The sequence below is a fragment of the Rhodococcus sp. OK519 genome, from assembly GCF_003051005.1.
GTDB lineage: Bacteria > Actinomycetota > Actinomycetes > Mycobacteriales > Mycobacteriaceae > Prescottella.
Map to the genome: position 1 here is coordinate 1 of NZ_QAOW01000013.1, position 26,713 is coordinate 26,713.

23 protein-coding genes and 1 pseudogene are annotated in these 26,713 nt (G+C 68.5%); 11 read left to right on the top strand and 13 right to left on the bottom strand.

Features of this window, described 5'->3' with window-relative positions:
• A pseudogene (locus C8K36_RS25295) lies at window positions 1-164 on the bottom strand (3-ketosteroid-9-alpha-hydroxylase); the annotation flags it as partial.
• A gap of 267 nt (window positions 165-431) precedes the next feature.
• Between C8K36_RS25295 and C8K36_RS22915 the strand changes: the two are divergent.
• Entirely contained in the window at window positions 432-1,274 is an 843-nt protein-coding gene (locus tag C8K36_RS22915) for an alpha/beta hydrolase (RefSeq protein ID WP_258195565.1), read from the top strand.
• Window positions 1,275-1,303: 29 nt separating this feature from the next.
• Here C8K36_RS22915 and C8K36_RS22920 read toward each other — a convergent pair whose 3' ends face one another.
• Window positions 1,304-2,194, bottom strand: coding sequence for a D-alanyl-D-alanine carboxypeptidase family protein (locus C8K36_RS22920; RefSeq protein ID WP_107987352.1), 891 nt, complete (start codon window positions 2,192-2,194; stop codon window positions 1,304-1,306).
• Between the two features lie 101 nt (window positions 2,195-2,295).
• Between C8K36_RS22920 and C8K36_RS22925 the strand changes: the two genes are divergently transcribed.
• Both C8K36_RS22925 and C8K36_RS22930 read left to right on the top strand, forming a co-directional pair.
• Entirely contained in the window at window positions 2,296-2,991 is a 696-nt protein-coding gene (locus C8K36_RS22925; RefSeq protein ID WP_107987353.1) for a response regulator transcription factor, read from the top strand.
• Window positions 2,988-4,400 (top strand): sensor histidine kinase, encoded by a 1,413-nt coding sequence (locus C8K36_RS22930; RefSeq protein ID WP_107987354.1) that lies wholly within the window; start codon window positions 2,988-2,990, stop codon window positions 4,398-4,400. Before C8K36_RS22925 ends, C8K36_RS22930 begins: the two co-directional genes overlap by 4 nt.
• On the opposite strand, the gene C8K36_RS22935 is transcribed toward C8K36_RS22930, so the two are convergent.
• Window positions 4,345-5,814 carry an NAD-dependent epimerase/dehydratase family protein gene (locus tag C8K36_RS22935; RefSeq protein ID WP_107987355.1) on the bottom strand — a complete coding sequence of 490 codons (1,470 nt, stop codon included), beginning with the start codon at window positions 5,812-5,814 and terminating at the stop codon, window positions 4,345-4,347. The two genes, C8K36_RS22930 and C8K36_RS22935, sit on opposite strands and share 56 nt — an antisense overlap.
• Window positions 5,811-7,037, bottom strand: coding sequence for an aminotransferase class I/II-fold pyridoxal phosphate-dependent enzyme (locus tag C8K36_RS22940; RefSeq protein ID WP_258195566.1), 1,227 nt, complete (start codon window positions 7,035-7,037; stop codon window positions 5,811-5,813). The genes C8K36_RS22935 and C8K36_RS22940 overlap by 4 nt, the downstream gene beginning before the upstream one ends.
• 262 nt (window positions 7,038-7,299) lie before the next feature.
• On the opposite strand from C8K36_RS22940, the gene C8K36_RS22945 reads away from it, so the two are divergent.
• Window positions 7,300-8,415, top strand: coding sequence for an acyl-CoA dehydrogenase family protein (locus C8K36_RS22945; RefSeq protein WP_107987357.1), 1,116 nt, complete (start codon window positions 7,300-7,302; stop codon window positions 8,413-8,415).
• A gap of 52 nt (window positions 8,416-8,467) precedes the next feature.
• Here C8K36_RS22945 and C8K36_RS22950 read toward each other — a convergent pair whose 3' ends face one another.
• Complete coding sequence (locus C8K36_RS22950) at window positions 8,468-9,658, bottom strand: RCC1 domain-containing protein (RefSeq protein ID WP_146176528.1); 1,191 nt, start codon at window positions 9,656-9,658, stop codon at window positions 8,468-8,470.
• Between the two features lie 110 nt (window positions 9,659-9,768).
• The gene (locus C8K36_RS22955; RefSeq protein WP_107987359.1) at window positions 9,769-10,746 is read right to left on the bottom strand and encodes a DUF2889 domain-containing protein; all 978 of its coding nucleotides are present in this window, start codon (window positions 10,744-10,746) and stop codon (window positions 9,769-9,771) included.
• 185 nt (window positions 10,747-10,931) lie between these two features.
• Here C8K36_RS22955 and C8K36_RS22960 point away from each other — a divergent pair, with 185 nt between their 5' ends.
• Both C8K36_RS22960 and C8K36_RS22965 read left to right on the top strand, forming a co-directional pair.
• Entirely contained in the window at window positions 10,932-13,532 is a 2,601-nt protein-coding gene (locus tag C8K36_RS22960) for a helix-turn-helix transcriptional regulator (protein ID WP_107987360.1), read from the top strand.
• A 45-nt stretch (window positions 13,533-13,577) separates the two neighbouring features.
• A complete protein-coding gene (locus tag C8K36_RS22965) occupies window positions 13,578-15,200 on the top strand; it encodes an MFS transporter (RefSeq protein WP_107987361.1) in 1,623 nt (540 codons plus the stop codon).
• 4 nt (window positions 15,201-15,204) lie between these two features.
• Here the strand turns inward: C8K36_RS22965 and C8K36_RS22970 are convergent, their stop codons facing one another.
• The 6 genes from C8K36_RS22970 to C8K36_RS22995 are packed head-to-tail and all read right to left on the bottom strand — an operon-like array spanning window position 15,205 to window position 20,709.
• Window positions 15,205-16,122, bottom strand: a complete 918-nt coding sequence (locus C8K36_RS22970; RefSeq protein ID WP_107987362.1) for an urease accessory protein UreD — start codon at window positions 16,120-16,122, stop codon at window positions 15,205-15,207.
• The gene (gene ureG / locus C8K36_RS22975; protein WP_107987363.1) at window positions 16,119-16,733 is read right to left on the bottom strand and encodes an urease accessory protein UreG; all 615 of its coding nucleotides are present in this window, start codon (window positions 16,731-16,733) and stop codon (window positions 16,119-16,121) included. The genes C8K36_RS22970 and ureG overlap by 4 nt, the downstream gene beginning before the upstream one ends.
• Before the next feature lie 20 nt (window positions 16,734-16,753).
• A complete protein-coding gene (locus C8K36_RS22980) occupies window positions 16,754-17,443 on the bottom strand; it encodes an urease accessory protein UreF (protein WP_107987364.1) in 690 nt (229 codons plus the stop codon).
• Between the two features lie 7 nt (window positions 17,444-17,450).
• On the bottom strand, window positions 17,451-19,622 hold the full coding sequence (ureC, locus tag C8K36_RS22985; protein WP_107987365.1) for an urease subunit alpha: 2,172 nt from the start codon (window positions 19,620-19,622) through the stop codon (window positions 17,451-17,453).
• Window positions 19,623-19,640: 18 nt separating this feature from the next.
• Entirely contained in the window at window positions 19,641-20,399 is a 759-nt protein-coding gene (locus tag C8K36_RS22990; protein WP_107987366.1) for a sirohydrochlorin chelatase, read from the bottom strand.
• A 4-nt stretch (window positions 20,400-20,403) separates the two neighbouring features.
• Window positions 20,404-20,709 (bottom strand): urease subunit gamma, encoded by a 306-nt coding sequence (locus tag C8K36_RS22995; protein WP_107987367.1) that lies wholly within the window; start codon window positions 20,707-20,709, stop codon window positions 20,404-20,406.
• A gap of 348 nt (window positions 20,710-21,057) precedes the next feature.
• Here C8K36_RS22995 and C8K36_RS23000 point away from each other — a divergent pair, with 348 nt between their 5' ends.
• From C8K36_RS23000 to C8K36_RS23020, 5 genes are all read left to right on the top strand, one after another.
• Complete coding sequence (locus C8K36_RS23000; RefSeq protein WP_107987368.1) at window positions 21,058-22,662, top strand: ABC transporter substrate-binding protein; 1,605 nt, start codon at window positions 21,058-21,060, stop codon at window positions 22,660-22,662.
• Window positions 22,663-22,742: 80 nt separating this feature from the next.
• On the top strand, window positions 22,743-23,696 hold the full coding sequence (locus C8K36_RS23005; RefSeq protein WP_107987396.1) for an ABC transporter permease: 954 nt from the start codon (window positions 22,743-22,745) through the stop codon (window positions 23,694-23,696).
• On the top strand, window positions 23,689-24,525 hold the full coding sequence (locus tag C8K36_RS23010) for an ABC transporter permease (RefSeq protein WP_107987369.1): 837 nt from the start codon (window positions 23,689-23,691) through the stop codon (window positions 24,523-24,525). Before C8K36_RS23005 ends, C8K36_RS23010 begins: the two co-directional genes overlap by 8 nt.
• Complete coding sequence (locus C8K36_RS23015) at window positions 24,522-25,448, top strand: ABC transporter ATP-binding protein (protein ID WP_107987370.1); 927 nt, start codon at window positions 24,522-24,524, stop codon at window positions 25,446-25,448. The genes C8K36_RS23010 and C8K36_RS23015 overlap by 4 nt, the downstream gene beginning before the upstream one ends.
• Window positions 25,445-26,110, top strand: a complete 666-nt coding sequence (locus C8K36_RS23020) for an ABC transporter ATP-binding protein (RefSeq protein ID WP_107987371.1) — start codon at window positions 25,445-25,447, stop codon at window positions 26,108-26,110. Before C8K36_RS23015 ends, C8K36_RS23020 begins: the two co-directional genes overlap by 4 nt.
• Here C8K36_RS23020 and C8K36_RS23025 read toward each other — a convergent pair.
• Entirely contained in the window at window positions 26,088-26,651 is a 564-nt protein-coding gene (locus C8K36_RS23025; protein WP_107987372.1) for a dihydrofolate reductase family protein, read from the bottom strand. The genes C8K36_RS23020 and C8K36_RS23025 overlap by 23 nt on opposite strands.
• Between the last annotated feature and the right edge of the window lie 62 nt (window positions 26,652-26,713).

Here is a 26,713-nt window from a genome sequence, read left to right on the forward strand (position 1 = left end):
GCGAAGACCACCAGCTTGGTGCCGAAGGCGTGGATCGAGTGCGGCTTGCCGTCGCGCAGGTCGCGCGTCAGCCCGACGCAGTGCCAGCCGCGCGCGAAGCGCTCCGGAGCCACGCCGGCCTCGATCATCCGAACTTCTTCGTTCTCCGTATCCATCGTCGTCATGACCGCTCCCCAAGTCCCTTTCAGTGAAAACGTTCGACCACCGATATCAATCATCCGTTTGATGATGTGTTCTGCTTCACACTGAAACACGTGTCAGTCGACTGTGGCACGAATCTCACTCAACGGGACCGAATCGGACCGTTTGTCCGCGATCGGTGACCAAAGTCCATACCGAAACGGCGATAACAGCTTCCGGCGACCATTCGGCCGAGCATCGTATTAGCCAGCACTGGGTACACATTCCACGATCTGGAAGGACCCGAAACCATGCCCGACACGCCAGACTTCCCGCACCCCGTTGTCGACGCTCCGCCGGTCATGTTCATCCACGGCCTGTGGCTGGCCGCGTCCTCGTGGGATCCGTGGCAAACGAGATTCGGCGCCGCTGGATTCCACACGCTGGCACCCACGTGGCCCGGTGAGGCGCCGAGCGTCACCGATGCCCGCGCGCATGCCTCCGACCAGGCCGGCAACGGCATCGACGAGGTCACCGCCCACTTCGCGGAGGCGATCGCACCACTGGATCGGAAGCCGATCGTGATCGGTCATTCGTTCGGCGGCCTGATCGCGCAGATACTGCTGGCCGCGGATGTCGCCGCGGCGGCCGTGGCGATCGACCCTGCACAGATCCAGGGCGTCAAGGCGCTGCCCCTCGCCCAACTCCGTGCATCATTTCCGGTCCTCGGCAATCCCGCGAACGCCAGGCGCAGCGTCACCCTCACCCCGGACGCCTTCGCGTACGGCTTCGGAAACACGCTCGAACGCAGCGAGTCCGACGCTCTCTACGAGCACTGGGCCATCCCTTCCCCTGGCCGCCCGCTGTTTCAGGCGGCGCTCGCGAACTTCCTGCCCGGATCCCCCGCCCACGTCGACACGACCGCACGGCGCGGGCCGCTCCTGATCCTGGGCGGCGGCCAGGATCACACCGTCCCCGAATCGGTGAGCCGATCTGCGCACCACCGCTATCACAAGGCCGACACCGACAACGACTACATCGTGCTGGCCGACCGCGGCCACTCGCTCACCGTCGACCACGGCTGGCCGGACGTGGCCGACACCGTGCTGGACTGGCTCGCGCAGAAGGGCTTCGGAGCCCCCGTCAGTCACTGACCTCGGCCAGTCACTGACCGCGGGCGGCGTCAGCCCGCGGTGCCCGCGATCTCGTCGAGCAGACGGGACGCCCGGTCGATCGCATAATTCGCCGAGCGTCCCTCGCCCTGCACGGCCCCCACCACGAGGCGGCCGGAAGCACCGACCTTCGCCGCAAACAGGAACACCCCGCCCGCCTCGTCGGTCGTGCCCGTCTTGAGTCCCACCACACCCGGTCGGCCGAGGAGCCAGTTGGTGTTTCGGACCACCCCGACACCGGACAGCGTCGCCGAGTCCCGCGCAACGATCTCGGCGATCACCGGATGCCGCACGGCCGCCGCCGCGAGCAGCGTGAGATCGCGCGCGGTGCTCTTCGTCGTCGCCGAGAAGCCGCTCGCATCGGCGCCCACCGTCGTCGAACTCATACCCAGTGACCGCACCAACTCGTCTGCGGCCGTCCGATATTCGTCGAGTGAACCGAACACCCACACCGCCAGGGTGTCCGCCAGATTATTGGCAGACGGCAGCAGCATGCCGACGAGCATCTCGTACTCCGTCAGCTCCTGTCCGGCACCTACCGCAACCGCCGAACCGCCCCGCGCGGCGTAGTCGCGATAGAGGTCGGCGTCGGCCTCGGTCATCGTCAGCGTCGGACCGTCCTCACCGAGCGCCAGCGGCATTCGCGCGAGCACGGTCAGTGCGGTGATGATCTTCGCGGTGCTCGCGGCGGGTTGCGGACGCTGCTGGCGCACCCCACCCGTGCGGATCTCCCCGTTCGCGTCGTCGACGAAGGTGTACGCCGTCGTCGCGCCGTGCCGGGACAGGCTCATCGGTCCGCCCGAGCCCGGGCGCGCCATCACGTCGACGAACCACAACGTGGCCCCCACCAGCAGGATCACAACGGCGATCGGGAGGGCGACTCCCCTACGAATAGTGTGCATGGGTTCACCGTCGCGTCCGCGTGTCCGGATTCTGCGGGTGTTCTGTCACCGTTCTGCTACAAGGTGTGGCGCCGATTGTGCCGGCGCCTGTGGCCCGGAGGATGGGCGCCATGACTGCGGTGCTGCTGATCGAGGACGACGACAACCTGCGCGACGCGCTGAGCCTCGCCCTGCACCGCTACGGACACACGGTGACACTTGCCGCGAGCGGTGAGGCGGGACTGTCGGCACTGGCGGACGGGCCCGTCGACATCGTCGTGCTGGACGTGATGCTGCCCGGCGTCGACGGGTTCGAGGTGTGCCGGCGGATCCGCGGCCGCAGCACGGTCCCGATCATCATGCTCACCGCACGCGGTGAGGACGTCGACGTCGTGTCCGGGCTCGAGACGGGCGCCGACGACTACGTCGTCAAACCGGTCCAGCCCCGCATCCTCGACGCCCGGATCAAGGCCGTGCTGCGCCGCGCCGCGGTGGTGGCCGTGCCCGCCGTCGACCGCGAGGTGCACGGCGACCTCGTCATCGACCGTGACGCCCTGACGATCACCGAGGGCGATCGGCAGCCCGAACTCACCCGAACCGAATGGCAATTGCTACTGGCCCTCTCGGAGCGACCCGGTCAGGTGTTCTCCCGCGAGCAGCTTCTCGAGAGGGTGTGGGGTTTCGATCATCTCGGTGGCTCGCGACTGGTCGATGCGTGCGTGCAGCGGCTGCGGGCGAAGCTCGAGAAGGAGCCGTCCAATCCGCGCTACGTGCAGACGGTGCGCGGATTCGGCTACCGGTTCGGCCCTGTCGCATGAACATTCGACGTCCGGGGCTGCAGGCCCGGCTCACGGCCCTGGTCGCCGCGGTCGCGCTGATCGCCGCGGTGGCGACCTCCGCCGCGGTGTACCTGCAGGCGCGGTCCAACATCTTCTCGACCGCACAGGACCAGATCCTGAGCGGGTTCACCGACACGCTCGATTCGGCGATTCCGTGGTTCGAGCAGATGCAGCCCGAGCGAGACCTGTACGAGTTCTCGGGCATCGGCGACGGGAGCACGGCCTGGTCGGGCGACATCCACATCGATACGTGGCCCCCCGGTACTCCCGAGCCGCCGCAGGAACTGCTCGCCCGTCTGCAGCAGTCGGACCTTCCGGTGTTCCAGCGCGTCGACAGCGGGGGCTCGCCGCTGTTCTACGTCGGAGGCCGCGTCGGGGAGCGCGATCTGCCGTTGGGGGCGCCCACGTACGTCACCGCCGTGTTCGGCCTGGGCGAGGCACAGGCGCAGATCGATTCGCTGGAACGCCGCGCGGCCGCGGTTGCCGTCGTCGTCTCGGCGCTGGCCGCACTGATCGGGCTGTGGACCGCACGGCGACTGGTGTTGCCGCTGCGCCGGCTCAATGCCGCCGCGGCATCGCTGGTACCCGGCCAGCCGCGACAGGAACTCACCGCCGGAGCCAGCCACGAACTCGCAGAACTGGTGGCGACATTCAACCGTGCCGCGGCCGAACTCGACCGCACCGTTGCCGATCTCGCCGCCAAGGAGGCCGACGCACGACGCTTCGTCGCCGACGTCTTCCACGAACTCCGCACGCCCATCGCGGCGCTGGTGGCGGTCGCCGAGGTCCTCGACGAGGATGCCGAGTCGATGGATGCCGACACGGCACGGGCCGCACGCATCGTCAGCCGCGGCACCGAGCGACTGTCCCGGCTCACCGAAGACGTCATCGAGATCTCGCGCTTCGATTCCGGCCGTGCGGGTCTCGTCACCGAACCGCACGACCTCGTCGAGGTCGTGCGGGAATCGTTGCACACCCGCGGATTCGATTCCCGGGTGCACCTGGACGTCGACGGCCCCGTCGTGGCCGTAGCGGATCGGAGACGCATCGACATCGTGCTCGGAAACCTCGTGGCCAATGCGTTCGCGCACGGGCGTCCTCCGGTGCAGGTCAGCTTGCACGCCGACGGCCACGACGCGGTAATCACCGTGACCGATCACGGCATCCCCATCTCGGCGGACGTGCGCGCGCACCTCTTCGAGCGGTTCTACAAGGCCGACGCATCCCGCGGCCGGACCGACGGCAGCGGAATCGGGCTGGCACTCGCCCAGGAGAACGTGACTCTCCACGGCGGAACCATCTCTGTGACCTCGGATTCCACGGGCAACACCTTCACAGTCCGGCTACCCCGCGCAGCACACGTGGCAACAGCGGATCCGCGGGATTGACCGGCGTCCGGATGACGCGACCGGTCAAACATGCTCGCAGCCGGGCGATCCGGCTCTTGCGACATCCCGAGTCCGTAGTCGACGAGTGAAGCACCACCGGGTGTCCGCCGAACCAGTTGCGCGCGTACGACACGGCGGATTCCACGGCCTCCGCCACCGACGCCGCCGAGAGCCGTCCGCGCGGGCCGGTGCTCAACCCGTGCCCCGGAAGATCGAGCAACACCACGTCGAAGCCGTCGCGGGCCAGCGCCGCCGCGGTGTTCGTCAGGTAGCGCGCGTGCAAACCCGGCGGCGCCGGAACCACCAGGGTGCGTCCGCTCCGCTCCGCTCCCGCGGCATGGATCTCCAGGTGCACGGACCCGCCACGGACGTCGACCTGCGCATGCTCGACCCGGCCGGTCTCGGCAGCTGTGAAGGTGGTGGCCGGTTCCAGCGCAGCCTCGCACGCCACTCTCCGCCTGAGCGCATCCACGTCGCGCAACAACGACTTGCCCCGCAGCAGGATCATCACGGCCGCGGCCTCGCGCGCGCTCAGCGTCGGCCTCCATCCCGTCGCTTCGGCGAATCGCCGCGAGCTGACGACCGTCTCACCGGCGGTCACCCACTGCCCGGAGAATGGACTCAGACCCAGCCGGAACGCGATGTTCGCGACCACGATCGCGGGCCCCTCCGGCACGTCGAGCAGACGCTGCCCCTGCATGGCCGCCAGCTCACGCACCATCACCCAACCGTCGGGTCCCACGTTGAACGGTCCGACCAGGTCGCGTTTGACGGCCCGATGGAAGGCGTCGGCGAGGTCACGCTCGTGCAGGAACTGGTAGGCCGCCTCGTCGGCGCGGGGGAAGGCGCCCACCGGCGCGGTGAGTTGGTCGATGCCGTCGTTCGAGAAGCTGGGCCCCACGACGTACGTGCACCGCAGCAGCGACACCGCCATCTCGCCGGGATGCCGGCGTAGCCACCACTCGACGTAGTGTTCCACCTCGGCCTTGTCGTGAAAGTAGTAGCGGTCGGGATCACCTGCCGGGTAGACGCTCTCGTCCACGGGCTTCGGGCGCAGTTCGGGACCGTACGCGTTGACGCTCGACGCCACCACTACCCGTCGGACACCCGCGCGGTGCGCGGAATCGATCACGTTGCGGGAGCCCCGCAAGTTGATGTCGTGCGTCTGCGCCTTGTCCCGGATCTCCTCCACCACGAACGCAAGGTGGACCACCACGTCGCAGCCGCGGAACACCTCGACGAGCCGTTCCTCCCGGATGTCCATCGCAACGGACTCGAGCTTGTCGTCGACGATCCTCGGCGCTCGGCGAGCAATGCCGACAACAGATTCCACCTCGGGATCAGCCAGCAGGACCGGCAGGATCACGGCGGCGAAGTCGCTCGTCGCGCCGGTCACAGCGACCCTCAAACTCATTTCGCGCCCTCGGCCACGGTCTGCGAGATGACGTCCACGGCGGACCGGAGGTGGTCGTCGGTGTGGGACGCCATGACGCACAGCCGGAGCATCGCGCCCGTTCTCGGCACCGCCGGATGCAACGCGGCGCTCGTGAAGATGCCTCGATCGAACAGACTGCGCCACAGCGCAATCGCTTCCATCTCGTCACCGACGTGCAACGCGATGATCGGAGACGTGGCGGTGCCGCCGTCAGGAACCGGGGACTCTGCCCCGACGTCGAGCCCCGCCTCCACCAATCCGGTACGCAACGTCGACGCGTTCGCGAGCGCACGATCGGCGCGTTGGGCACCCTCCTCGCTTCGGATCAGGCGAACCGCTGCCAGAGAGGCGCCCACGGCGGCGGGAACGCCGGACGTCGTGAAGAGGAAAGCCCGCGCATGGATCCGCAGCGAATCGAGCAGATCGTCCGATCCGGCGATGAATCCACCTGTGGAACTGGGGCTCTTCGAGAGCGACGCCATGCGGATGTCGGTGTCGTCGGCGACGCCGAACAGTTCGGCAGCTCCGGTGCGCCGGTCGCCGAAGATGCCGAGGCTGTGCGCCTCGTCGATCATGAGTGCCGCGCGGTGCCGCGTGCACACCGCCGTGATCTCCGCGAGCGGAGCCAGATCGCCCTCCATCGAATACAACCCGTCGACGATGACGAGCACCGCGCCGCCACCCTCGATCGGCTCGGACAGCACGCTGTCCAGGTCTGCGACATCGTTGTGCCGGAACTTTCGCACGGTGGCACCCGACAGCACCGCGCCGTCACGGATCGACGCGTGCGCCGCCGCGTCGACGACGATCATGTCGCCCTTGCCCGCGACCGCGCTGATCGTCCCGAGATTGGTCTGATAGCCGGTGGTGAAGACGATGGCGCCGTCGGTGCCGTGCCAGTCCGCGATTTCGGCCTCGAGCTCGAGATGGAGATCCATGGTGCCGTTGAGGAGTCGGCTTCCGGTCACGGCGCCGCCGAAACGATCGAGCGCGTCCTGCGCTCCCCGCCGGATCGCCGGGTGATCCGCCAAACCCAGGTAATTGTTCGAGCCGAGCATGATCTTGTCGGTGCCTTCCACCCGGACGACGGGCCCGGTCGCCGATTCCATCACCCGGAAGTAAGGGTTCACATCGGATTCGCGGGCCGCCCGCAGCAGGTCCACCCGCTCGTCGCCGTCCAATCGCCGTATCAGCCGGTTCATCGCCATCGTTTCGAATCTCCTGACAGTCGTCTGGTTTCGAGTGCTCCGGCGAGTGATTCGGAACGCAGACACGTCTGGATGGGCAGACGAACAAAGAGGGGTGATTTGGGAGCGATGTCCGAAACATGAGGAAATGCCGTTGATTTGGATCCCCGTCGACGCGGACAGACCCATCCGAACCCGCCCACGCTCCGAACCACAAATTGCACGATCCGCCGACCGGACGCACCGAGCTGTCCGGTCCCGACCGCAGAGGAGTGCCATGACCCGCCTGCTGAGCCGCGAACGCGAAACGCTGCAGTCGTACCTGCCCGGTCTCGTCGACTACCTGGACCGCACCCCGTTGCTCGAACTCGAGCGCAGGGGAAGCGACGCGATCGCACAGTTCCGTGACAGCGGAGGAACCGCACTGACCATTCCCGCCGAAGAAGGCGGGTTGGGCGCGTCCGCGTTGGAAGCGGTTCGGGCGCAGCGGGCGATCGGAAGTCGCTCTCCGTCCCTCGGGGCCGCGAGCACGATGCATCACCTCTCGTTGGCGACGTTGGCCGAGTACGCCCGCAGTTCCACCGAGGAGGACCGCGCCCTGGTCCGATCTCTCGTCGAACAGCGCACCGTCGTCGCGTCCGGATTTTCGGAGGGCGTCACGGGCGGCAGCGTTTTCGTCCCGACGATGCGGGCCGAACGCCGCGGCGACACCTATGTGGTGAACGGGAGCAAGAAGCCGTGCAGTCTGTCGACGTCGATGGACCTGCTCACGGCCAGTGTGGCGGTCGAATCCGGGGAACGCGCGATCGCGTTGATTCCCGCGACCGCGGCGGGGATCACGGTGCGCCCCTTCTGGGACAGCCCCGTCCTCGCAGGCGCGGAGAGCGACGAGGTGCTCCTCGAGGACGTCGAGATTCCCGCCGATTTCGTATTACTCAACGGCGCCGATGATCCGGACGGCCGGCACGAGATGACCGGCTATCTGTGGTTCGGAATGTTGGTGACCGCAAACTATCTGGGGGCGGCGAGCGCACTGCTCGAGCGTCTTCTCGACGCCGACAAGGGCGACTTCGAGGGCTACACCCGAGCCGCCGCCGACATCGAGAACGGCATGGCCGCCGTCGAGAGCATCGCCCGAGCAGTCGACGCCGGCGAGCGCGGACAGGACATCTCCGTACGTCTCCTGCTGTGCCGCATTGCTATCCGCGAGTCACTGGTGCGCGCTACCGCTGTGGCCATCGAATCCCTCGGCGGCATCGCGTTCATCAAGTCCCCCGACATCGCCTACCTCGCGGCGGCGATCCACGCCTTCGCATTTCATCCGCCGTCACGGCGATCGGTCTCCGAGTCGCTCGCCCGGTATCACGCGGGCGACGAGTTCGCGTTCGTGTAGCGACTCGACCGCCTGCCGTCCCGGGAATCGCGACCCCGGGACGGCTTTCGCATCAGCTACCCACGAACGCCGTCAGTGAACCGAGGTCCAGCGCCACCGCCGAACCTGTGCACGACAACCCGAACGTCGCGGACGAGAACGGGGACGACGACGCCGAACCCAGGCCCGACGAGAGGGACCCGGTCGAGGCCGATCCCGTCGCACAGTCGTTCGGTTCGAACTCCTGCGCGGGTGGCGCGGCAATCGCCAGCGTGTGATAGTCACCGCCTGCGATCGCGGTGTACCGCAGGCCTTCCGGTGCCGACTCGAACTCGCCGGCCTGCCCGTGCCAGTTCTTGCCCCAGCCGACGATACCGCCGTCCGAGGTGAGCGCCAGCGAATGGTACTGACCTGCCGCGACTGCGGTGAAGGTCTGGCCCTCGGGCGGTTCCGGCGCCGCGTCCTGGCCGTAGCGTGCGTAGCCTCCGGCGACGACGCGGCCGTCCGACGTCAGCGCCAGCGAATGCGACTCGCCCGTCGCGATCGCGACGTACCGCTGTCCCTCCGGTGCGGCAGGCAGATGAATGTTCGACGTGTTCGCACCGCCTGCCCAGTCCTGACCGGCACCGACGACCTCGCCGGTCGATGTCAAGCCGAGCGAGAAGTGCTCGCCCGCCGCGATCGCGGTGTACGTACGGTCGGTCGGCAGGTCATTCTCGTCGAACTCGCCTGATCCGAACGCCCGCGCCTGACCGGACTCCGTGAGCGCGAGGGAGTGCTCGTAGCCCGCGGCGATCGCCGTGAACCTCTCGGTCGAATCCGCCGGGCCCGAGCATTGACCGGATGTGTCGTCGCCGAAGCACACGACATCGCCGGTCGAGGTGAGGGCGAGCGAATAGTCCGGGCCCGCAGAGATCGCCGTGAACCGTTCACCGGTCGGCGTCGGCGGGGCGGTCGACTGCGGAGCGCTCCCGACACCCACGATCCGGCCGGACGACGTGAGCGCAATCGAGTGCTCACGCCCGCCTGCGATCGCGGTGTACGTCTCGCCGGTCGCCAAGGCCGGAAAACCGAGTTGTCCGAAGTCGCGTTCACCTTCGTAGTCGTCGGGTTGCCCACCCCAGGCGTGGATCTCACCACCCGGCGTCACCGGCACGCCGACGGGCGCGCCGGCAGCCGGCGCCGCCAGCACCGACAATCCCGCAACCGCGAGCACTGGGGCCGCCAGCCCGCGCATCAGCCGGCGTCGTGTCTCGAGCTCCACGTGCACTTCCTCCCGACGAGTCCGATTGGCGCCGACGGGTACTCCCGGCCGGCACTCGCATCATGACGCGCGGAGACAGTCGAATATCGAAGAATCAGACGAATTGCCGCTCAGTGCGCGAGGCTTCGGAGCAGGTCGTTGAGGTGCGTGCACGTATCCACTCCCCGGAACTCGCGCCGCACCTCCGCCTCGACGTCGCTGAGCGCGACCCCGACCAGTCGACCCGCACTGCCCACCGCACCCGGGCAGTCGGACCACGGCAACACGCGAGGCGTCGCCACCGCATCCCGGATGACGCCGGTCGCGGCATCGGCGGTGACGGCGAGTTCGTACTCGTGGATCACCGTCTCGACACCGTCGACACGCATGTACGTGTCACGGAACATCGCGTCGATCCGGATTTCACCGTTCTCGGTCCAGCGGTCGATCCTGCGCCGCCGACGCATCGCGTGAATTCCCAACTTCGGAGGCGTGCGCCGGAAGGCGTCGTCGAGCGGTGGCGCGACCGGACCGTCCGCGACCGGCCCGCGCCCACGCACCGCAATCGTCGCGATGAGCGCCCCTCCGCTCGCGTAGCCGGCGCATTGGTCGCCGACGGGTACGTAGCCGGTCCCACCGGCACCGGCACGCGGGTCCAGTTCGCGTTCGGCCGACACCGCGTGACCCGAGATCAAGGTGCCCACCGGAACGTCGTCGAGCAACAGGGCGAGCGGCGCATTCTTCTCGGAAGCGCCACCAGCAACGACGGACCCGACACGTCCGCGGAAACCCGCGATCGCCGACGACCCGACGAGGGTGTCCAGTCCCGACAGGTGAGGCGAGGTCTCGAGACGGGTGATCGTGCGTCCGTCGTGATAGTCGACGGTGGCCTCGAGAGTCGCTCCCGCGCGAACGGACTCCGCCGCAGCCGCATCGATCTCGAAGTACCGGGCCCACCCGCTCAGTTCGAGTGGGCCGGCCGCCCCGCCCCGACGCACAAGATCGAGACGCGTGACGAGACGCGTCGAATTCGCTCGAGCGACCGGCACATCGGCGCGCGGCCCACGAACAACGCCGTGCAACGCGGGATCCGGATCGTGCTCACTCATAGGATCGACCGTGCCCCATGCCGACGACCTGATCAACCGAAGGTCCCATCGGACGGAAGTCGAGGGTAGCGAGTGTCCCGGATGGTGCAGTTTGCAATGATCGTATGAAATAGGTTGTCGAGAGACCTCCCGAACCCGCCGTCGTCATGGGGATCGTGTGAGCCGAAACCGAGGGTGGTTTCCAGATGAGAGAGCGCCGAGAGAGCAGCGCCACGGGCCCGAAGCTCAGCCGCGGTGCCACATGGGTGCCGCCGCGCAAGCGGCTCCTTGCGCGTCTGGACCGGAACTCACCGATCACGGTGATCCGTGCACCACGGGGTTTCGGCAAGGTCGATCTCGTCGTGTCGTGGCTCGATTCTGCTCGATCGGAATTTCGTGCAGTGCTGTGGATTCCCGCGCCCGCGGAACCGATCACGTCGGAGGCGTTCTGGCAGTCCGTGATCGAACGCCTACGCTCGGCGGGCATCGTCGCGGAGGATTCCGGCCCGAGCTCCGACGGCATGCCCGCGGCCGGGAAGGTGCGAGAGTCGCTGGCTCGCAGCGGGGCACCGGTGCTGCTCGTGCTGGCCCGCGTCGATCTGGTTCACGACGGCCGGATCGAGGACGAGATCCTGCATCTGCTCGATCGGTGCCACAACGTCAACGTCGTTGCGACCGCCTGCGACCGGTCACTGTTCGGCGATCCCGTCACCATGGAGCCGACCCACGAACTGATTCTCGCCCGAGACCTGCTCTACACCCGCGAGGATGCGGCCGAACTGTTCGATCACGCCGAAATCGCGCTCAAGCACGGCGAACTGGATTACATACGCGAACGCGTCGGATCGTTGCCCGCCCTCATGCGCATCGCGGTCGTCGTCGTCAAGAACCTGCCCGACGTCCCGGAACGGCGTGAGCTGCTCGCGCACCGCCTCGACAGCACGATTGCCCGGTACGTGCAATCGACTGTGCTCGAACATCCTTCGATTGACGGTTACCGGGATTTCGTCATCTCCGTCGCGACCGCGCGGGTCATCACGGTGGACGTCGCCCGACGCCTCACCGGTGTCGGCGACGCCGCACAGCGCCTCCAGGTTCTTGAAACAGCCGGAATCGTCAACCATTGCGAGACGACGATCGAGGACGCGTGGGAGTTCGCGCCGGCCGTCCGGGACTGTCTCCTCGCCGCGCAGGAGCAGGCGGGTATCGACCGCGTCGAGAAGTTGACCCTTCTGGCCGAGCATGGCGTGCAGCGCGGGGACATCGCATCTGGACTCGCGTACGCCGTCGAGGCGGAGAACTGGGACCTCGCACTCGACCTGATCAACGACCACTGGGTCGGGCTCGTCGACTGCCACTTCGGCCAGCTGCGTTCGACTCTACGTCGGCTGCCGTCGGACCGACTCGATGCGTATCCCGCGATCAAGGCCGGACGCGACCTGTTCGTCCTGCTGGGCGCCCAGCCGACCATCCCCGCCGACGCGCTGCCGAACCAGCCCGCGGCGCTCGAGCAACTCGGCACCACCGAGAAGGCTCGGGACGCACTCAGCGTCGGGTGCGTCCAGACGATGATGCTCAGGCTCGGCGGCGAACACGAACGTGCGGCCGCATTGGCACGGCGGCTCACCCATCTGGTGCGGGGAGCGCTCGACACCAGGCCCGACGACATCGCCGGCCAGTTGCCGGTGATGCGCCTGCAGTGGGGCATCACGTACGAGCTTGCCGGAGCGTTCTCGGAATCCGCGGTGGAACTGAGGCTGGCACACCGCGGTGCGCTGGCGCAGGGAGTCGGCTTCGTCGCGCGCAACGCCGCAGGCAACTCGGCCATGAACTGGGCGGTGATCGGCGAACCACGTCGCGCCGAGGAATGGCTCGAACTCGAGGACGCACACCCCGACCCCGACGGCTGGCTCGAGCCCATGGTGAAGGTCGGCGGGCTCGTCGCCCGAGCCCTGGTGGCGATCGACCGACTGGACGTCGCGACCGCGGACCGTTGGCTCGACGAGCTCGGCGAGGCGTCTGAACGCGCCGAACTCTGGCCCTTCATCACCCTGGCGCACTGCCACCACGCACTGGCGACCGGACAGGCCTACACGGGCATGGCGGTGCTGCAGCGCGCGATCACATCGCACGCCGCGATCCTCCGCCCGGACTCGTTGATCGCGACAGTGATGGTGGCCCTCGAGATCGAACTTCGCCTGGCCCTGGGCGAAGGCAACCGCGCGCTGTCGATGCTCGGCGAGCGCAGCCTCGACGAGCCGGTACTGATCATCGCGGCGGCCCGCACCCACTTGCTTACCGGTAACCCCTCGACCGCCCTGGCGCTGTGCCGCAAGTGCGACTGGTTCAGCTACCCGTTCACCCGCAACCAACTCGAGGCGCTGCTCATCGAGACCGCCGCACACCGTGCCTTGAGCGAGCACGCCGCGGCGGCCCGGGCCTGGGCGCAGGCCGCCGCGATCGCGGACCGTACCGGACTCCTGGGGACGCTCGCGACGGTTCCGCGCGCATTGCTGGTCGAACTCGACGGGGCAGCGCAGACCCGGTCCACCGCGGTGGCCGCCTTCCTGGCGTCGGATGCTCGCGAGATATTCCCCGCGGCCGTCCATCACGTAGAACTCACCGAACGCGAGCGTGCCGTCCTCGCCGAACTCGCGAAGGGCCTGTCGACGCTCGAGATCGCGCGCACGCTGTTCGTGTCGACCAACACCGTCAAGAGCCAGTTGCGAACCCTGTACCGGAAGATCGACGCGCACTCTCGCGACGAAGCCCTCGAGATCGCGTACCGGACGGGTCTGATCGACTGAGGCCGATCGGCCCCGGGGATCGGCCCGGCCCTGCTTCAATCAGGTATGCCTGAAAGCACCGGGCATCGAACGGGTTCCCGGGCAATGCTCGTCCTGGCGACACTGTCGGCAGGACAGTTCCTCATGACCCTGGACAGTTCGGTCATGAACGTGTCGATGGCCATGGTCGCGTCCGACCTCGGCACCACGATCACCGGAATCCAGACCGCGATCACGTTGTACACACTCGTCATGGCCACGCTGATGATCACCGGCGGCAAGCTGGGGAGCATCATGGGCCGCCGCCGGGCGTTCGGCATCGGCCTCGTCATCTACGGCGCCGGGTCGCTGACGACGGCCCTGGCCCCCAACCTCGGCGTCCTGCTCGTGGGCTGGTCCCTGCTCGAGGGCCTCGGCGCCGCACTCATCATGCCCGCGATCGTCGCCCTCGTCGCCTCCAACTTCGCTCCCGAGAAACGTTCGGGTGCCTACGGTTTGATCGCGGCATCGGGGGCCGTCGCGGTGGCAGCCGGTCCACTGATCGGTGGGGCGGTCACGACATTCGCCTCGTGGAGGTACGTGTTCGCGGGAGAGGTCGTGATCGTGCTCCTGATCCTGCCGGTGCTGCGCCGGATCGAGGACGCGCCACCCAAGCGGGTTCGACTCGACGGTGTCGGGTCGGCTCTGTCCGTGATCGGCCTGGGGCTGGTGGTGTACGGCGTGCTGCGGTCCGGTGAATGGGGATGGCTGCGCAGCCGGCCCGGAGGCCCGGAGATCCTGGGTCTGTCCCCGGTCTTCTGGCTGGTCCTCGGCGGCATGCTCGTCGTCTACGCGTTCACGAGATGGGAGGCGTACCTGCTGCACCGCGGCCGTGAACCGCTCCTCGACACCCGGCTTCTCGGTAACCGGCAACTGTCCGGCGGGCTGACGATGTTCTTCGCACAGTTCATGGTTCAGGCAGGTGTCTTCTTCGCCGTCCCGCTGTTCCTGTCGGTGGTGCTCGAACTCAGCGCACTGCAGACCGGCATCCGGTTGCTCCCACTGTCCGTCGCCCTTCTCGTCACAGCGGTCGGCATCCCGAGGGTGTGGCCGCACGCCTCGCCGCGGCGGGTGGTCCGGATCGGGCTCGGCGCGATGACGGTGGGGATCGCCATCCTGGCCGGCGGCATGGATCCGGGCGCGAACGCCGGCATCGTCGCCGTGCCGATGCTGTTGATGGGCCTCGGACTGGGGGCACTGGCGTCCCAGCTCGGCGCGGTCACCGTCTCCGCGGTTCCCGACTCACGCAGCGCCGAGGTGGGCGGATTGCAGAACACCGCAACCAATCTCGGCGCGTCGCTGGGAACCGCGCTCATCGGATCGGTCCTCATCGCGACGCTCAGCGCGTCGATCGTCGCCGGAATCCAGAACGACCCGCGGGTGCCCGATGCCGTCCAGGAGCAGGCCACCACCGACCTCGCGAGCGGTGTGCCGTTCCTCAGCGACACCCAACTGTCGGGGGCGCTGAGCGACGCCGGCGTCGACCCGGCCGTCGCCGAGGCCGTCGTATCCGCGAACACCGACGCCCGCCTCGAGGCGCTGCAGGCCGCGCTCTCGGTCGCGGCACTGCTCGCCGTCGGGGCGCTGTTCTTCACCGGTCGAATTCCACGCCGACCCGTGGGTGCCGGCGACAGGGACGCCGACGACTGATCGGTCAGGTCCGCCGTATGTGCGGCGCCGGCACCCCGATCAGCAGGCGCCGCGCCGCGTCCCACGACCGGCGGACCACCTCGGTGACCGACTCGGTGTCCGGTCCGAGCACGCGAACCCACGCGCCGCAGTCGTCGGGCAGGACGCTCACGCCACCCCTGACCCCGTCTGCCGCAACCTCGAGCGCGGCGTGCAGGGTGTCGGCCAGAGCACGGGCATCGGCCAGCGGGGTGATCACGTAGAGCGTGCCCATGACGTCGTGGTCGCCGAAGACCGCAGGACCGGTCACGCCACCGTCCGACGGCTGCAACCTGACGGTGTCCACCGCGAGCAGGGTGCCGTCCGGACGGGAGATCTCGAGATCCGACGCGAACACGTCGTACTCGTGTCGCTCGTCGCGCGCCAACCGCCCCGCGAGGACGGTCTCACCGAACACGACCGTCGCCGACGGATCCACCGTGACCTCGGTCCGTTGATGCAGGCGCGCCCCGCCGAACGGGATGAGCGGCTCGGGCAGGTACTCGACGAAGGCCCCCTCCGCTGCCGTCAGTCGTACCGTCTGCGTCGCGTAGTCGGTGTCCATGCGCTGCACCTTCGTCGATGCCTGCGTCGTCAGATGCACGGATGTTCCGGGACCACAGTCGAATTCGAATCGCATTCGGTCACCCTGCACCAATCCGCCGCCCGTCGACATCAGGTACACGACGGGCAGGTCGGGCCGCTCGGGATCGACGTACAGCGGTCGCATGATCTGCAGCGGCGGCTGTTGCAGGCGGTGGGACATCTCCGTCCGATCGCCGATCAGGACGAAACCGAGTTCGAGGACACCGTTCTTACCGGGACTGCCCGGCGGCAGCGTCTCGGGTGTGCCGGCGTATCCGGCCACGATCTCCGGAACGTCGTCCTCGCGCGGCCCGATCACGGTTGTTTCCTGAACGTGTCGAGGAAGTCCGCGATCGCCTCGAGTCCTTGCCCCGTGAGGCAGTTGGTCAACTGGACGGGTCGGCCGTCGCGAACGCGGTACGCGTCGGACTCCATGACGGCGACGTCGGCGCGGACGTACCGCGCGATGTCGATCTTGTTGATCACCAACAGATCCGACTCGGTGATCCCGGGTCCACGCTTGCGGGGCATCTTCTCCCCCTCCGCGGTGTCGAGGACGAACAAGAACAGATCCACCAGGACCGGGCTGAAGGTCAGCGTCAGGTTGTCGCCGCCCGACTCGTAGAGCAGCGTGTCGACATCCGGGAACTGTTCCAGCAGTTCGGCACCCGCAGCCAGATTCATCGTCGGGTCGTCGCGCACCGCGGTGTGCGGGCACGCCCCCGTCTCGACGCCCACGACGCGGGCCGGGTCGAGGATGCCGTCGAGGGTGCGCCGGACGTGTTCGGCGTCCTCCTGCGTGTAGATGTCGTTGGTGATCACCGCCGGGCTGTACCCCCGCGCGGTCAGCACCGGGACCAGCGCCTCGATCAACGCGGTCTTGCCGGACCCCACGGGTCCGCCGATTCCGACCCTGAGAACATCGGTCATGCCTTCTCCTTCCACTGGTGTCAGCTGACGAACAGGCGGGCATCGGCCCGCTCGTGTCCGGCCGACATCACGTCGGCGACGGGCGTGCACCCGCCGAGATCGTTCAGGTTGCGACGCAACGCAGCAGCGGTGACCTCTTCGATCACGGGCGCCACGTCGGCCAGGATCCGTTGCGCTCGCAGATGATCGGTGAGCCGGAGTCGCAGTGCGGCACCGACGAGACTCGCCGCGAAGGCGAACAAATCCCCCGCCACGGCCTGTGCCGCGCCCACTCCACACGCCGCGGCAACCACCCCGGCCACCACCGGCTGAGTGCCGGGGGTCCGCTTGGCGGCCACGTCCTCTGCGAAGCGGTCGATCCTGTCGCGCTCGAACGTCTGTCGCGCGACGGACAGCATCTGGTGCCCGGTCCGGGTGCAGGCGCGCCGCAGTTCCCGGTTGAGTTTGGTCGCGTGCAGGCGCCGGTCCACGCGGAGCAGACCTTCGTGGTCGCCCGCCACGATGGCGGCGTGCGCGAGTGCCAACGCGGTCGCGTCGGCCGGACCCACCGAGTGGCGCAACAGATCCACCAGCAGAAAGGGAAGCGTCTCGGGCGTCACCGATCTGGTCTGCGAGTACCCCTCGAGGCCGTGCGAGAGCGTGTAGAAGCCTGCCGGGAACGACGAATCGGTGAGTTGCAGGGTCACGAGGAGGGTGGCCACGTCGATCATGACGCCCTCACACTATGTAGAACAGCTGGGTGAGCGGAAGGCGTTGCGCCGGTGCGATCGTCACCGTCTCGCCGTCGGCACGAACGTGATAGGTGTCCGGGTCCACGGTGATGTGCGGTGTCGCGGTGTTGCGGACCATGTCCTTCTTGCCGACCGAACGACATCCCCGCACCGCGACGACGGGACTCTGCAGACCGAGTTTCCCGGGCACGCCCGCATCGAGCGCAGCCTGCGACACGAATGTCAGACGGGTCGCCTTCATCGCCGCACCCAGCGACCCGTACATCGGCCGGTAGCGCACCGGTTGCGGTGTGGAGATCGATCCGTTGGGATCACCCATCAGCGACCAGCAGATCAGGCCGCCCTTGAGGATCAGGCTGGGCTTCGCTCCGAACGAGTGCACGGGCCACAGCACGATGTCCGCCAACTTGCCCGGCTCGAGCGACCCGACATGGTCGGCGACACCCGCCGCGAGCGCCGGATTGATCGTCGTCTTCGCGACATACCGCAGGATACGGTGGTTGTCGTTGCGGGACGTGCCGTCGGCGGCGGTGTCCTCGGGCAGCGGGCCGCGCTGGTCCTTGCAGTGGTGGGCAGTCTGGATCGCGCGGGTCCACGTCTCGCCGACGCGGCCCATCGCCTGCGAGTCGGACGAGAAGATCGAGATGACGCCGTCGTCGTGCAGCACCGTCTCGGCGGCGATCGTCTCCGCGCGCACCCGCGAGTCCGCGAACGAGACGTCCTCGGGGATGTCGTGGCGCAGGTGATGGCACACCATCACCATGTCGAGCAGTTCGTCGACCGAGTTGATCGTGTACGGCAGCGTCGGATTGGTCGACGCCGGAAGGACGTTCGGCTCGCCCGCGATCCGCAGGATGTCCGGCGCGTGACCGCCGCCGGCGCCCTCGGTGTGGAACGTGTGGATCGTCCGGCCGTCGATAGCGGCCAGCGTGTCCTCGTAGAAACCCGACTCGTTGAGGGTGTCGGCGTGGATCGCGACCTGGACGTCCATGTCGTCCGCGACACGCAATGCGGCATCGATGGTGGCGGGCGTCGCACCCCAGTCCTCGTGGATCTTGATCCCGCACAGTCCCGCCGCGATCTGCTCGGCCATCGCGGCCGGCAGCGACGTCGCCTTGCCGAGCAATCCGACGTTCACCGGCAGTTCCTCGAGGGCCTGCAGCATTCGGCCGATGTGCCACGCGCCGGGCGTGCAGGTGGTGCCCTTGCTGCCGTCGGCGGGGCCCGTGCCGCCGCCGATCATCGTGGTGACACCGTTGCTCAGCGCCTCCTCGACCTGCTGCGGGGCGAGGAAGTGGACGTGGGTGTCCACCGCGCCCGCAGTCGCGATCAGGTGCTCCCCCGAGATCACCTCGGTGCCCGGACCGATCACCAGATCCGGGTCCACGCCGTCCTGCGTGCGGGGGTTCCCGGCCTTGCCGATCCCGACGATGCGACCGGCGCGCACCCCCACATCACCCTTGACGACGCCGAGAACGCCGTCGAGGACCACGACATTGGTGATCACCAGATCCAGTACGCCGGATGCTTCCGTCGCGGTCGGATCCTGGGCCATGCCGTCCCGGATCGCCTTGCCGCCGCCGTAGACGGCCTCGTCGCCGAAGGCACCGAAATTGCAGTCGCGCTCGACCTCGACGACGAGGTTGGTGTCGGCGAGGGTGAACCGGTCGCCGACCGACGGACCGAACAGATCCACGTACGTGCGACGAGGCAGTACCGCAGGCTTCGGTTCCGGTCGGGCGACCGCTCGGTCGGGGCCGGATTCGTCGGCGGCGGAGACGAATCCGCGCTCACGGGCGCGACGAATTGCCTGCTCGCGGATGTCGGCATCGTCGAGGGGCATGACATCGTCTCCCCCGCCGTCGACCAGTCCGGCAAAGCCCGCAAGTTCACGTGTGCCGCCGTACTGGCACAGCGTGACCGTGCGGGTGTCGCCCGGTTCGAACCGGACCGCGGTGCCCGACGCGATGTCGAGGTGCATCCCGTAGGCGGCGGCGCGGTCGAACCGCAGCACCCGGTTGACCTCGAAGAAGTGGTAGTGCGAGCCCACCTGCACCGCGCGGTCGCCGACGTTCGACACGGTGACCACGACTCGGCGGCGGCCCGCATTGAGGGGCACCGGCTCGTCGGCGTACAGGTACTTCGCTCCCTCCGTCATGGGGGTGTCGCGTCCTTTCTAGTGGGTGTGGCCGTGACCGTGACCGTGAGCGTGACCGATGCCGGGGCCGGGGCCGTGGCTGTGGGCGAATCCCTGGCCGTGCTCGGCGCCCAGACCGTGGTCGATTCCGTCGTTCCCGTGTCCCGCCAGGTGGAGAGCGTCGGTCACCCGCGCCTCGACGACTCCGCGCAGCGCCGCGTCGCCGAGCAGGGGTCCGCCGTCGACCACTCCGTGGCGTGCAGGGAGACCGAGCCACGCAGGGACGACGGTGATCTCGGCGGCGCCCAACCGCCGGCATCGGTCGATCCCGTCGGCGAGGTCGGGGTCGCCGCCCAACAGCGCCACCTCCACCAGACCGACGGGTCCGAATTGTCGCACCAGCCTGGCGATTCGGAACAACTCGGCGTCCTCGAACGGGCTTCCCGCGGGTGCGCTGATCAGCAGCGCGTCGGTCGACGCCGCGACCGCGCGTCCGCGCAGCCATCCGACCAGGTGATCGGACTCCCCGAGCGGCCGCGCGAGCATCACCGGAGGTGAATCCGATTCCCTGCGAGCCCAACTCGCTGCGCGGGCCGCGTCCGCCACCAGGCCCGGATCGCGCCCGAGGGTCATCGGCACCACGCAGACCGGAGCGGACGACCCCACCCGCACCGCGTCGATCGCCTCGGTCAGGGCGCGCCCACCTGCGACGACGATCCACTTCGGATCGATCCGGCGCAGGTACGCGGGGTCCGGGCACTCGTGACCACACACGAGGATCACGTTCACGGCGGTCATCGACTCACCCGCCGATCGGATCGTGACACGACACGAGCTTCGTGCCGTCGACGAAGGTGGCCTCCACCTGCACCAACTGGGTCATGTCCCGCACGCCGGGCATCACATCGTCGCTGGTCAGCACGTGTCGCCCCAGCTGCATGCACTCGGAGACGGTGCGGCCGTCGCGCGCGCCCTCGACAATGGCCTCGCTGATGAGCGCGACCGCCTCGCCGTGGTTGAGCTCGAGCCCCCGCGCACGGCGGCGTCGCGCCAGGTCGGCCACGACGTGGATGTAGAGCTTGTCCATCTCCCGAGGACTGAGGTTCATGTGCGGGCACTGTCCGTTCTCATCCGCGAAGGGATGCCTCGTAGGTGGGTGCCGCGAACCAGGAGAAGCGAACGGGATGACCCGATCGCGAGCGCATGCAGCAGCTTCTGTTCCTGGAATCTGGCGGCGCCCAACATCTTACAGATTCGCCACGAGCTATCAAGCTCAGCCCTACCGGCGGGGATTCCCTACGGGGAGGAGTGGCGTCACATCGATGAGTCCGGAATGTGGCCGTACCGAGCCGAATTCGACGATCCGACTTGCGCACGGCTGCTACCTTCTCATCTGAACAGCCCTTCAGATATCGGCTACGTTCTCCCCTTCTCCACATCCACCCTCGGGAGGATCATGAAACTCGTTCCAGCTCTTTCTCTTTTCTCACTCGTTCCGATCGCCCTGGCCGGCTGCAGCGCGCCGGCGTCATCGGAGGACGGCGACGACACCGCGCTCGTCCTCGCCGACGGCTACGAACTCGGCAACTACAACCCCGTCGCCGGCTTCGGCGAGGCCGGTGAGGCCAAGGTCTACGACGGTCTCGTCCGACTCGACGGTGGCCGGGACACCGGAATCCCCACGCTCGAGCCCGCACTCGCATCGCAGATGCCCGTCCCGGACTCCGACGCGAAGGTGTGGACCGTCCGGGTCCGCGACGGCGTGCGGTTCACCGACGGCACGACGTTGGGCCCCGAGGACGTCGTCGCGACCTACCGGGCGATCCTCGATCCCGCATCGGCGTCGCCGCTGGCCACGTCCTACGACATGCTCGAGGCGGTGGAGGCGACCGGACCCGACACCGTCGAGTTCCGGCTGGCGTACCCGTACGCGCCTTGGCCCACCAAACTGCTACTCGGCATCGCGCCGTCCGAACGTCTCACCGGCGGTCCGGCCGAGCAGTCGCCCCTCAACAGCGATCCGGTGGGCACCGGCCCCTACAAGCTCGTCTTGCTGCGTCCCGACCAGGCGATCTACGAGGCCAACGAGGACTACTGGGACGGCGCGCCGCAGGTGAAGAAGCTCACCGTGGTCTACGTGCCCGACGACAACGCCCGGGCGCAGCGGATGGCGGCCGGCGAACTCGACGGCGCGAACATCCCACCGCTCCTGGCGAACACATTCACCGATCGCTCCGGATACCAGGTGGTCGCCAACACGTCGGCGGACTGGCGCGGGGTGACGATGCCTGCCGACAACCCGGTCACCGCGGACCCGACGATGCGGATGGCCCTCAACCTTGCGGTGGATCGGCGGGGGATGGTCGACAACATCCTCGGCGGTCACGGCCGCGCGGCGTCGACCCCGGTGCCGGATGTGTACGGCGACGCCTACGCGCCGTCTGCGACCTTCGCGTTCGATCGCGCTCGCGCCGAGCAACTGCTGACCGACGACGGCTGGATCCCGGGCGACGACGGGGTCCGCGCCAAGGACGGCGTCCGCGCCGAGTTCACCGTCATGTACTTCCCACAGGACACCCTCCGCCGGGACCTGTCGCAGGCGTTCGCGTCCGACGCGTCGAGGATCGGGGTGCGTGTGAACGTCGAGGCGGTGGATCGCGGCGTCTTCCCCGGCCAGCTCACCGCCAAGGCCGGACTGCTCGGCGGCGGCGACCTGCCGTACGACCCGGACACGCAGTTGTACTCGACGCTGCACTCGTCGTACGCGCGGCCGGGGGTGGGCAGCGGCTACGACAATGCGTCCGACTACGTGAACCCGCAGATCGACCGCGCGCTCGACGACGCCCGGCGCAGCACCGACTCCGCGGCCCGCGCCGCCGACTACCGCACGGTGCAGACCTCGTACGTCGCCGATCCCGGCTACGTGATGCTGGTGTTTCTCGACCACACCTACGTGCAGCGTGAGAGCGACTGGACCGGATCGGCGCCGATCCTCGAGCCGCACAGCCACGGCGTCGATTGGGGCCCGTGGTGGAACCTGCGGGACTGGGCCCGTCCGTGACGACGACGTCCGCCCCTCCCGAGGCCGTGCCCGCCGAGCCCCGGCGCGGCCTCCGGGTCCGGCGTCGTGAGGTGGCCCGAATGGCATTGCGCCGGGTCGCTTTCGCGGCGCCGCTGCTCGTGGTGGTGTCGGCGGGGCTGTTCGCACTCGCGTCCCTCTCACCGTTCGATCCGCTCGCCGGGTATCTCGGCGACCGCTACCTCACCACCAGCGACGCCGATCGCGCGCGCCTGGCGAGCGAACTGGGTCTGCACGACCCGTGGTGGACCACCTACGGGCACTGGGTGAGCGGGCTGCTGTCCGGCGATCTCGGCGTCTCCCGCAGCTTCGGGCAACCGGTGTCGACGGTGATCGGCGAACGGCTGCCGTGGACGCTGCTGCTCGCGGGCCTGGGACTGGGCCTGGCCATCGGGCTCTCGTTCGTGCTCGGGGTGTGGTCCGGCGCCCGTCCGAGCGGTCTGCTGGACCGGGTGGTGGCCCCGCTCGCCTCCGTCATACAGGCCACCCCGCCATTCGTGCTGTCACTCGGCGCGGTCGCAGTCTTCGCGCTCTCGCTCGGCTGGCTACCCGTCGCGGGCCTCACCGACGCCGGCACCGATCCGACGGTCGGTCAGGTCGCCGAACACCTCGTGCTGCCGATGGTCGTGCTCGCGGTCTCTCAGGTGCCGTGGCTCGCGATGTCGGTACGCCAGTCGGTACGCGACACGATCGGGTCCGACGCCGTCCGCGGTGCCCGCGCCCGCGGCATCCCCGAACGCACCATCCTGCTGCGCCACATCGTCCCGGTCGCGCTGGGACCGTTCGCGACCGTCATCGGCCTGCGTCTGCCCGAGATCATCGTCGGCGCGGCCATCGTCGAGGAGGTGTTCTCGTGGCCCGGGATCGCGGGAGCGGTGGTCACGTCCGCGCGCGAACTCGACTTCCCGCTGCTTGCAGCGCTCACCGTCGGCACGACGCTGATCGTGCTGACCGGATCCCTGCTCGCCGATGTGGCCCTGACACTGCTGGACCCGCGGGTGAGCGCCGATGGGTAGGTTCGCTCGCATCGACCGACGACTGCTCCTGTCGGCGATCGTGCTCGTCGCGATCGTCGCGTACGCGCTCCTGGTGCCGTGGCTGGCCGGCGTCGACGATCGACTCACGGATTTCGCCGATGCACGACACGCTCCCAGCGGCGAGCACTGGTTCGGCACCGACAACGCCGGACGCGACCTGTTCGTCCGCGTCGCCGCCGGTCTGCGGATCTCGCTGCTCATCGCCGCGGTGTGTGCTGTGGCCTCGACCGTGCTCGGCACCGGGATCGGCGTGGCCGCCGCAACTTTCGGCGGCCGGACCGACCGTCTGGTGATGCGCGCTGTCGACGGCATCAATGCACTCCCACACCTGCTCCTGGGCATCGTGATCGTGGCCCTGTTCCGGGGGAACATTCCGGCGATCATCGCCTCGATCGCACTCACCCACTGGACGCAGGTCGCGCGCATCGCCCGCTCCGAGGTCCTCGGGGTGCGCGGTCGCGAGTACGTGGACGCCGCCCACCTCGCCGGCGCTGGACGTCTACATGTGATGCGACACCATCTCGCCCCGGCCGCGGCCGGACAGGCGCTCATCGCCGTCGTACTGCTGCTGCCGCACGCCATCTGGCACGAGACGACGCTGTCGTTCCTCGGTCTCGGCCTGCCACCCCACCAGCCTTCACTGGGAACGCTTCTGCAGGAGGCACGTTCGACGCTGCTCCTCGGCGGCTGGTGGACGCTGGCGTTTCCGTCGCTGCTGCTGATCGCGGCCACGCTCGCGGTTGCCGGGATCGGGGCTGCGCTGCGCGACCGGATCAGCCCACCGATCGTCGAGAGGACTCCACGATGACCGCTGCCCTCACCGTCGACGGCCTCACCGTCCGGATCCCGGTCGGTAGCGGAGTTGTGCACGCCACCACCGACGTGAGCCTCGACCTCGATGCCGGGCGCGTCCACGCCCTCGTCGGCGAATCCGGTTGCGGCAAATCGATCGTCGCCTCGGCCGCCTGCGGACTACTGCCGTCGCACGCGCGGGTGTCCGGGTCGATACGACTGAACGCAGACGGCGACTCGGTGGAGATGGTCGGCGCACCCGAGCGCGCACTACGGCCCGTGCGTGGACGCAGGATCGCCCTCGTTCCACAGTCGGCGGCGACGTACCTGACGCCCGTCCGCACCGTGGGCTCCCAACTGGACGAGACGAGGCGGCATCTCGAAAGCCGTTTCGGTGTAGTAGAACTTCTCGATCGCGTCGGACTGGCCGCCGGCTGCCGCGACCTGTACCCGCACGAGCTGTCCGGCGGGATGGCCCAGCGAGCGGCGATCGCGTTCGCGTTGGCGGGTGACCCGGAGGTGATCGTCGCGGACGAACCGACGTCGAGCCTGGACCCCGCTCTCACCGAGAAGATCCTGACCTTGCTCGACGCCTGCGCCGCCGCGGGGGCAGCCGTCCTGCTCATCACGCACGACATCGCCGCTGTCGCCGGGCACGCGGATACCGCCTCCGTGATGTATGCCGGACGGATCCTCGAATCCGGTCCGGCTGCAGAGGTTCTCGATGATCCCTGGCACGACTATACGAGGGACCTGATGGCCGCACTACCCCACAACGGGCTGCACCCCATGCCGGGATCGCCGCCCGAACTGACCGACCTGCCCGACGACTGCGTCTACCACCTGCGCCGACCCGGCTCCACGTTCTCGGGCGGCCCGACGCACCTGCTGCGCTCCGGCGACCGTGTGGTGCGCACGCGAGTGGGAGGCCGGCCGTGAGCCTGATCGCCGAGAACATCCGTGCCGGACACGATCCGGCGTCTCCCGTGCTCGACGGCATGTGCATCGAGATTCCACGCGGCCGAACGATGGGCCTGACCGGACCGTCGGGTGTCGGCAAGACCACGCTGGCCCGGGTGTGCGCACTGCTGCACCGCCCATGGTCGGGAACGGTGTGCGTCGACGGGGTGGAGGTGCCGACCCGCGCGGACGCACCGCCCGAGACCCGACGGTCCATCGCGATGCTGTTCCAGTCGCCGCGCCAGTCCACGTCGCCGCGTCTGACGCTCGATCGGATCATCGCGGAGCCACTCGCGCTGTCCCGCACACCACGCGGCGAACGGGATCCGGTGGTGCGTGACGCCGCTGCACGAGTCGGGCTCACCGCCGATCTATTGCGCCGGCGGCCGCATCAGGTGAGCGACGGACAGCTGCAACGCGTTTGCCTTGCACGAGCTCTGGTGCAGCGACCGCGCTACCTCATCTGCGACGAGATGACCGCGATGCTCGACCCTGCGACCACCGCGGCCCTCGTCGCGGTGCTACGTGAGGAGACGCGAGCAGGGCTCGGCGTGCTGGCCGTCAGCCACGACCACGCCCTGCTGAGCGCGTGGGCCGACCACGTCGTCGAACTCCCGGTCAGCGACGCGCGTACTCGGTGACCGCAACGCCGGACTCGAACGTCCGGGTGTCGACCACATTGAATGCACCGGGGCGGTAGGCGCCCGGCGCGAACATCGGGATGCCGTCGCCGAACAGCACCGGATGACGTTTGACGACGATCCGGTCGATCTCGTCGACGAGCAGGCTCGCGAGGACGCCGCCGCCGCACAGCCAGATGTCCGCACCGTCCGCACGCTTGATTTCGCGCACCAACTCGACCGGATCGGCGCCGGTCGCCTCGAGATTCTCGCCCTCGGCAGTGTTGTTGCGCGAGAACACGATCTGGCGAAGATGGCGGTACGGGCTCCGCACGCCGGGCAGACCGACCGCGTAGGTGTTCCACCCCATGAGCACGGTGTCGAACCCGGTGCACGGCTGCGCGATGCCGAGGTGCGCTGCGCCGTCGGTGGGCAGCGCGTCGGCGAAGCGTGCGAGGTCCGCCATGTGGTCGCCCTCGAGGTCGAACGCATCGAACTGCCCACCGGGACCGGCGATGTAGCCGTCGAGACTGGCGGCGACGTAGTACACGAGCTCACGCATTCCGACTCCAATCACTACAACTGTTGTGGACGACAACGTACAACACATGTAGTGGTTCCGCT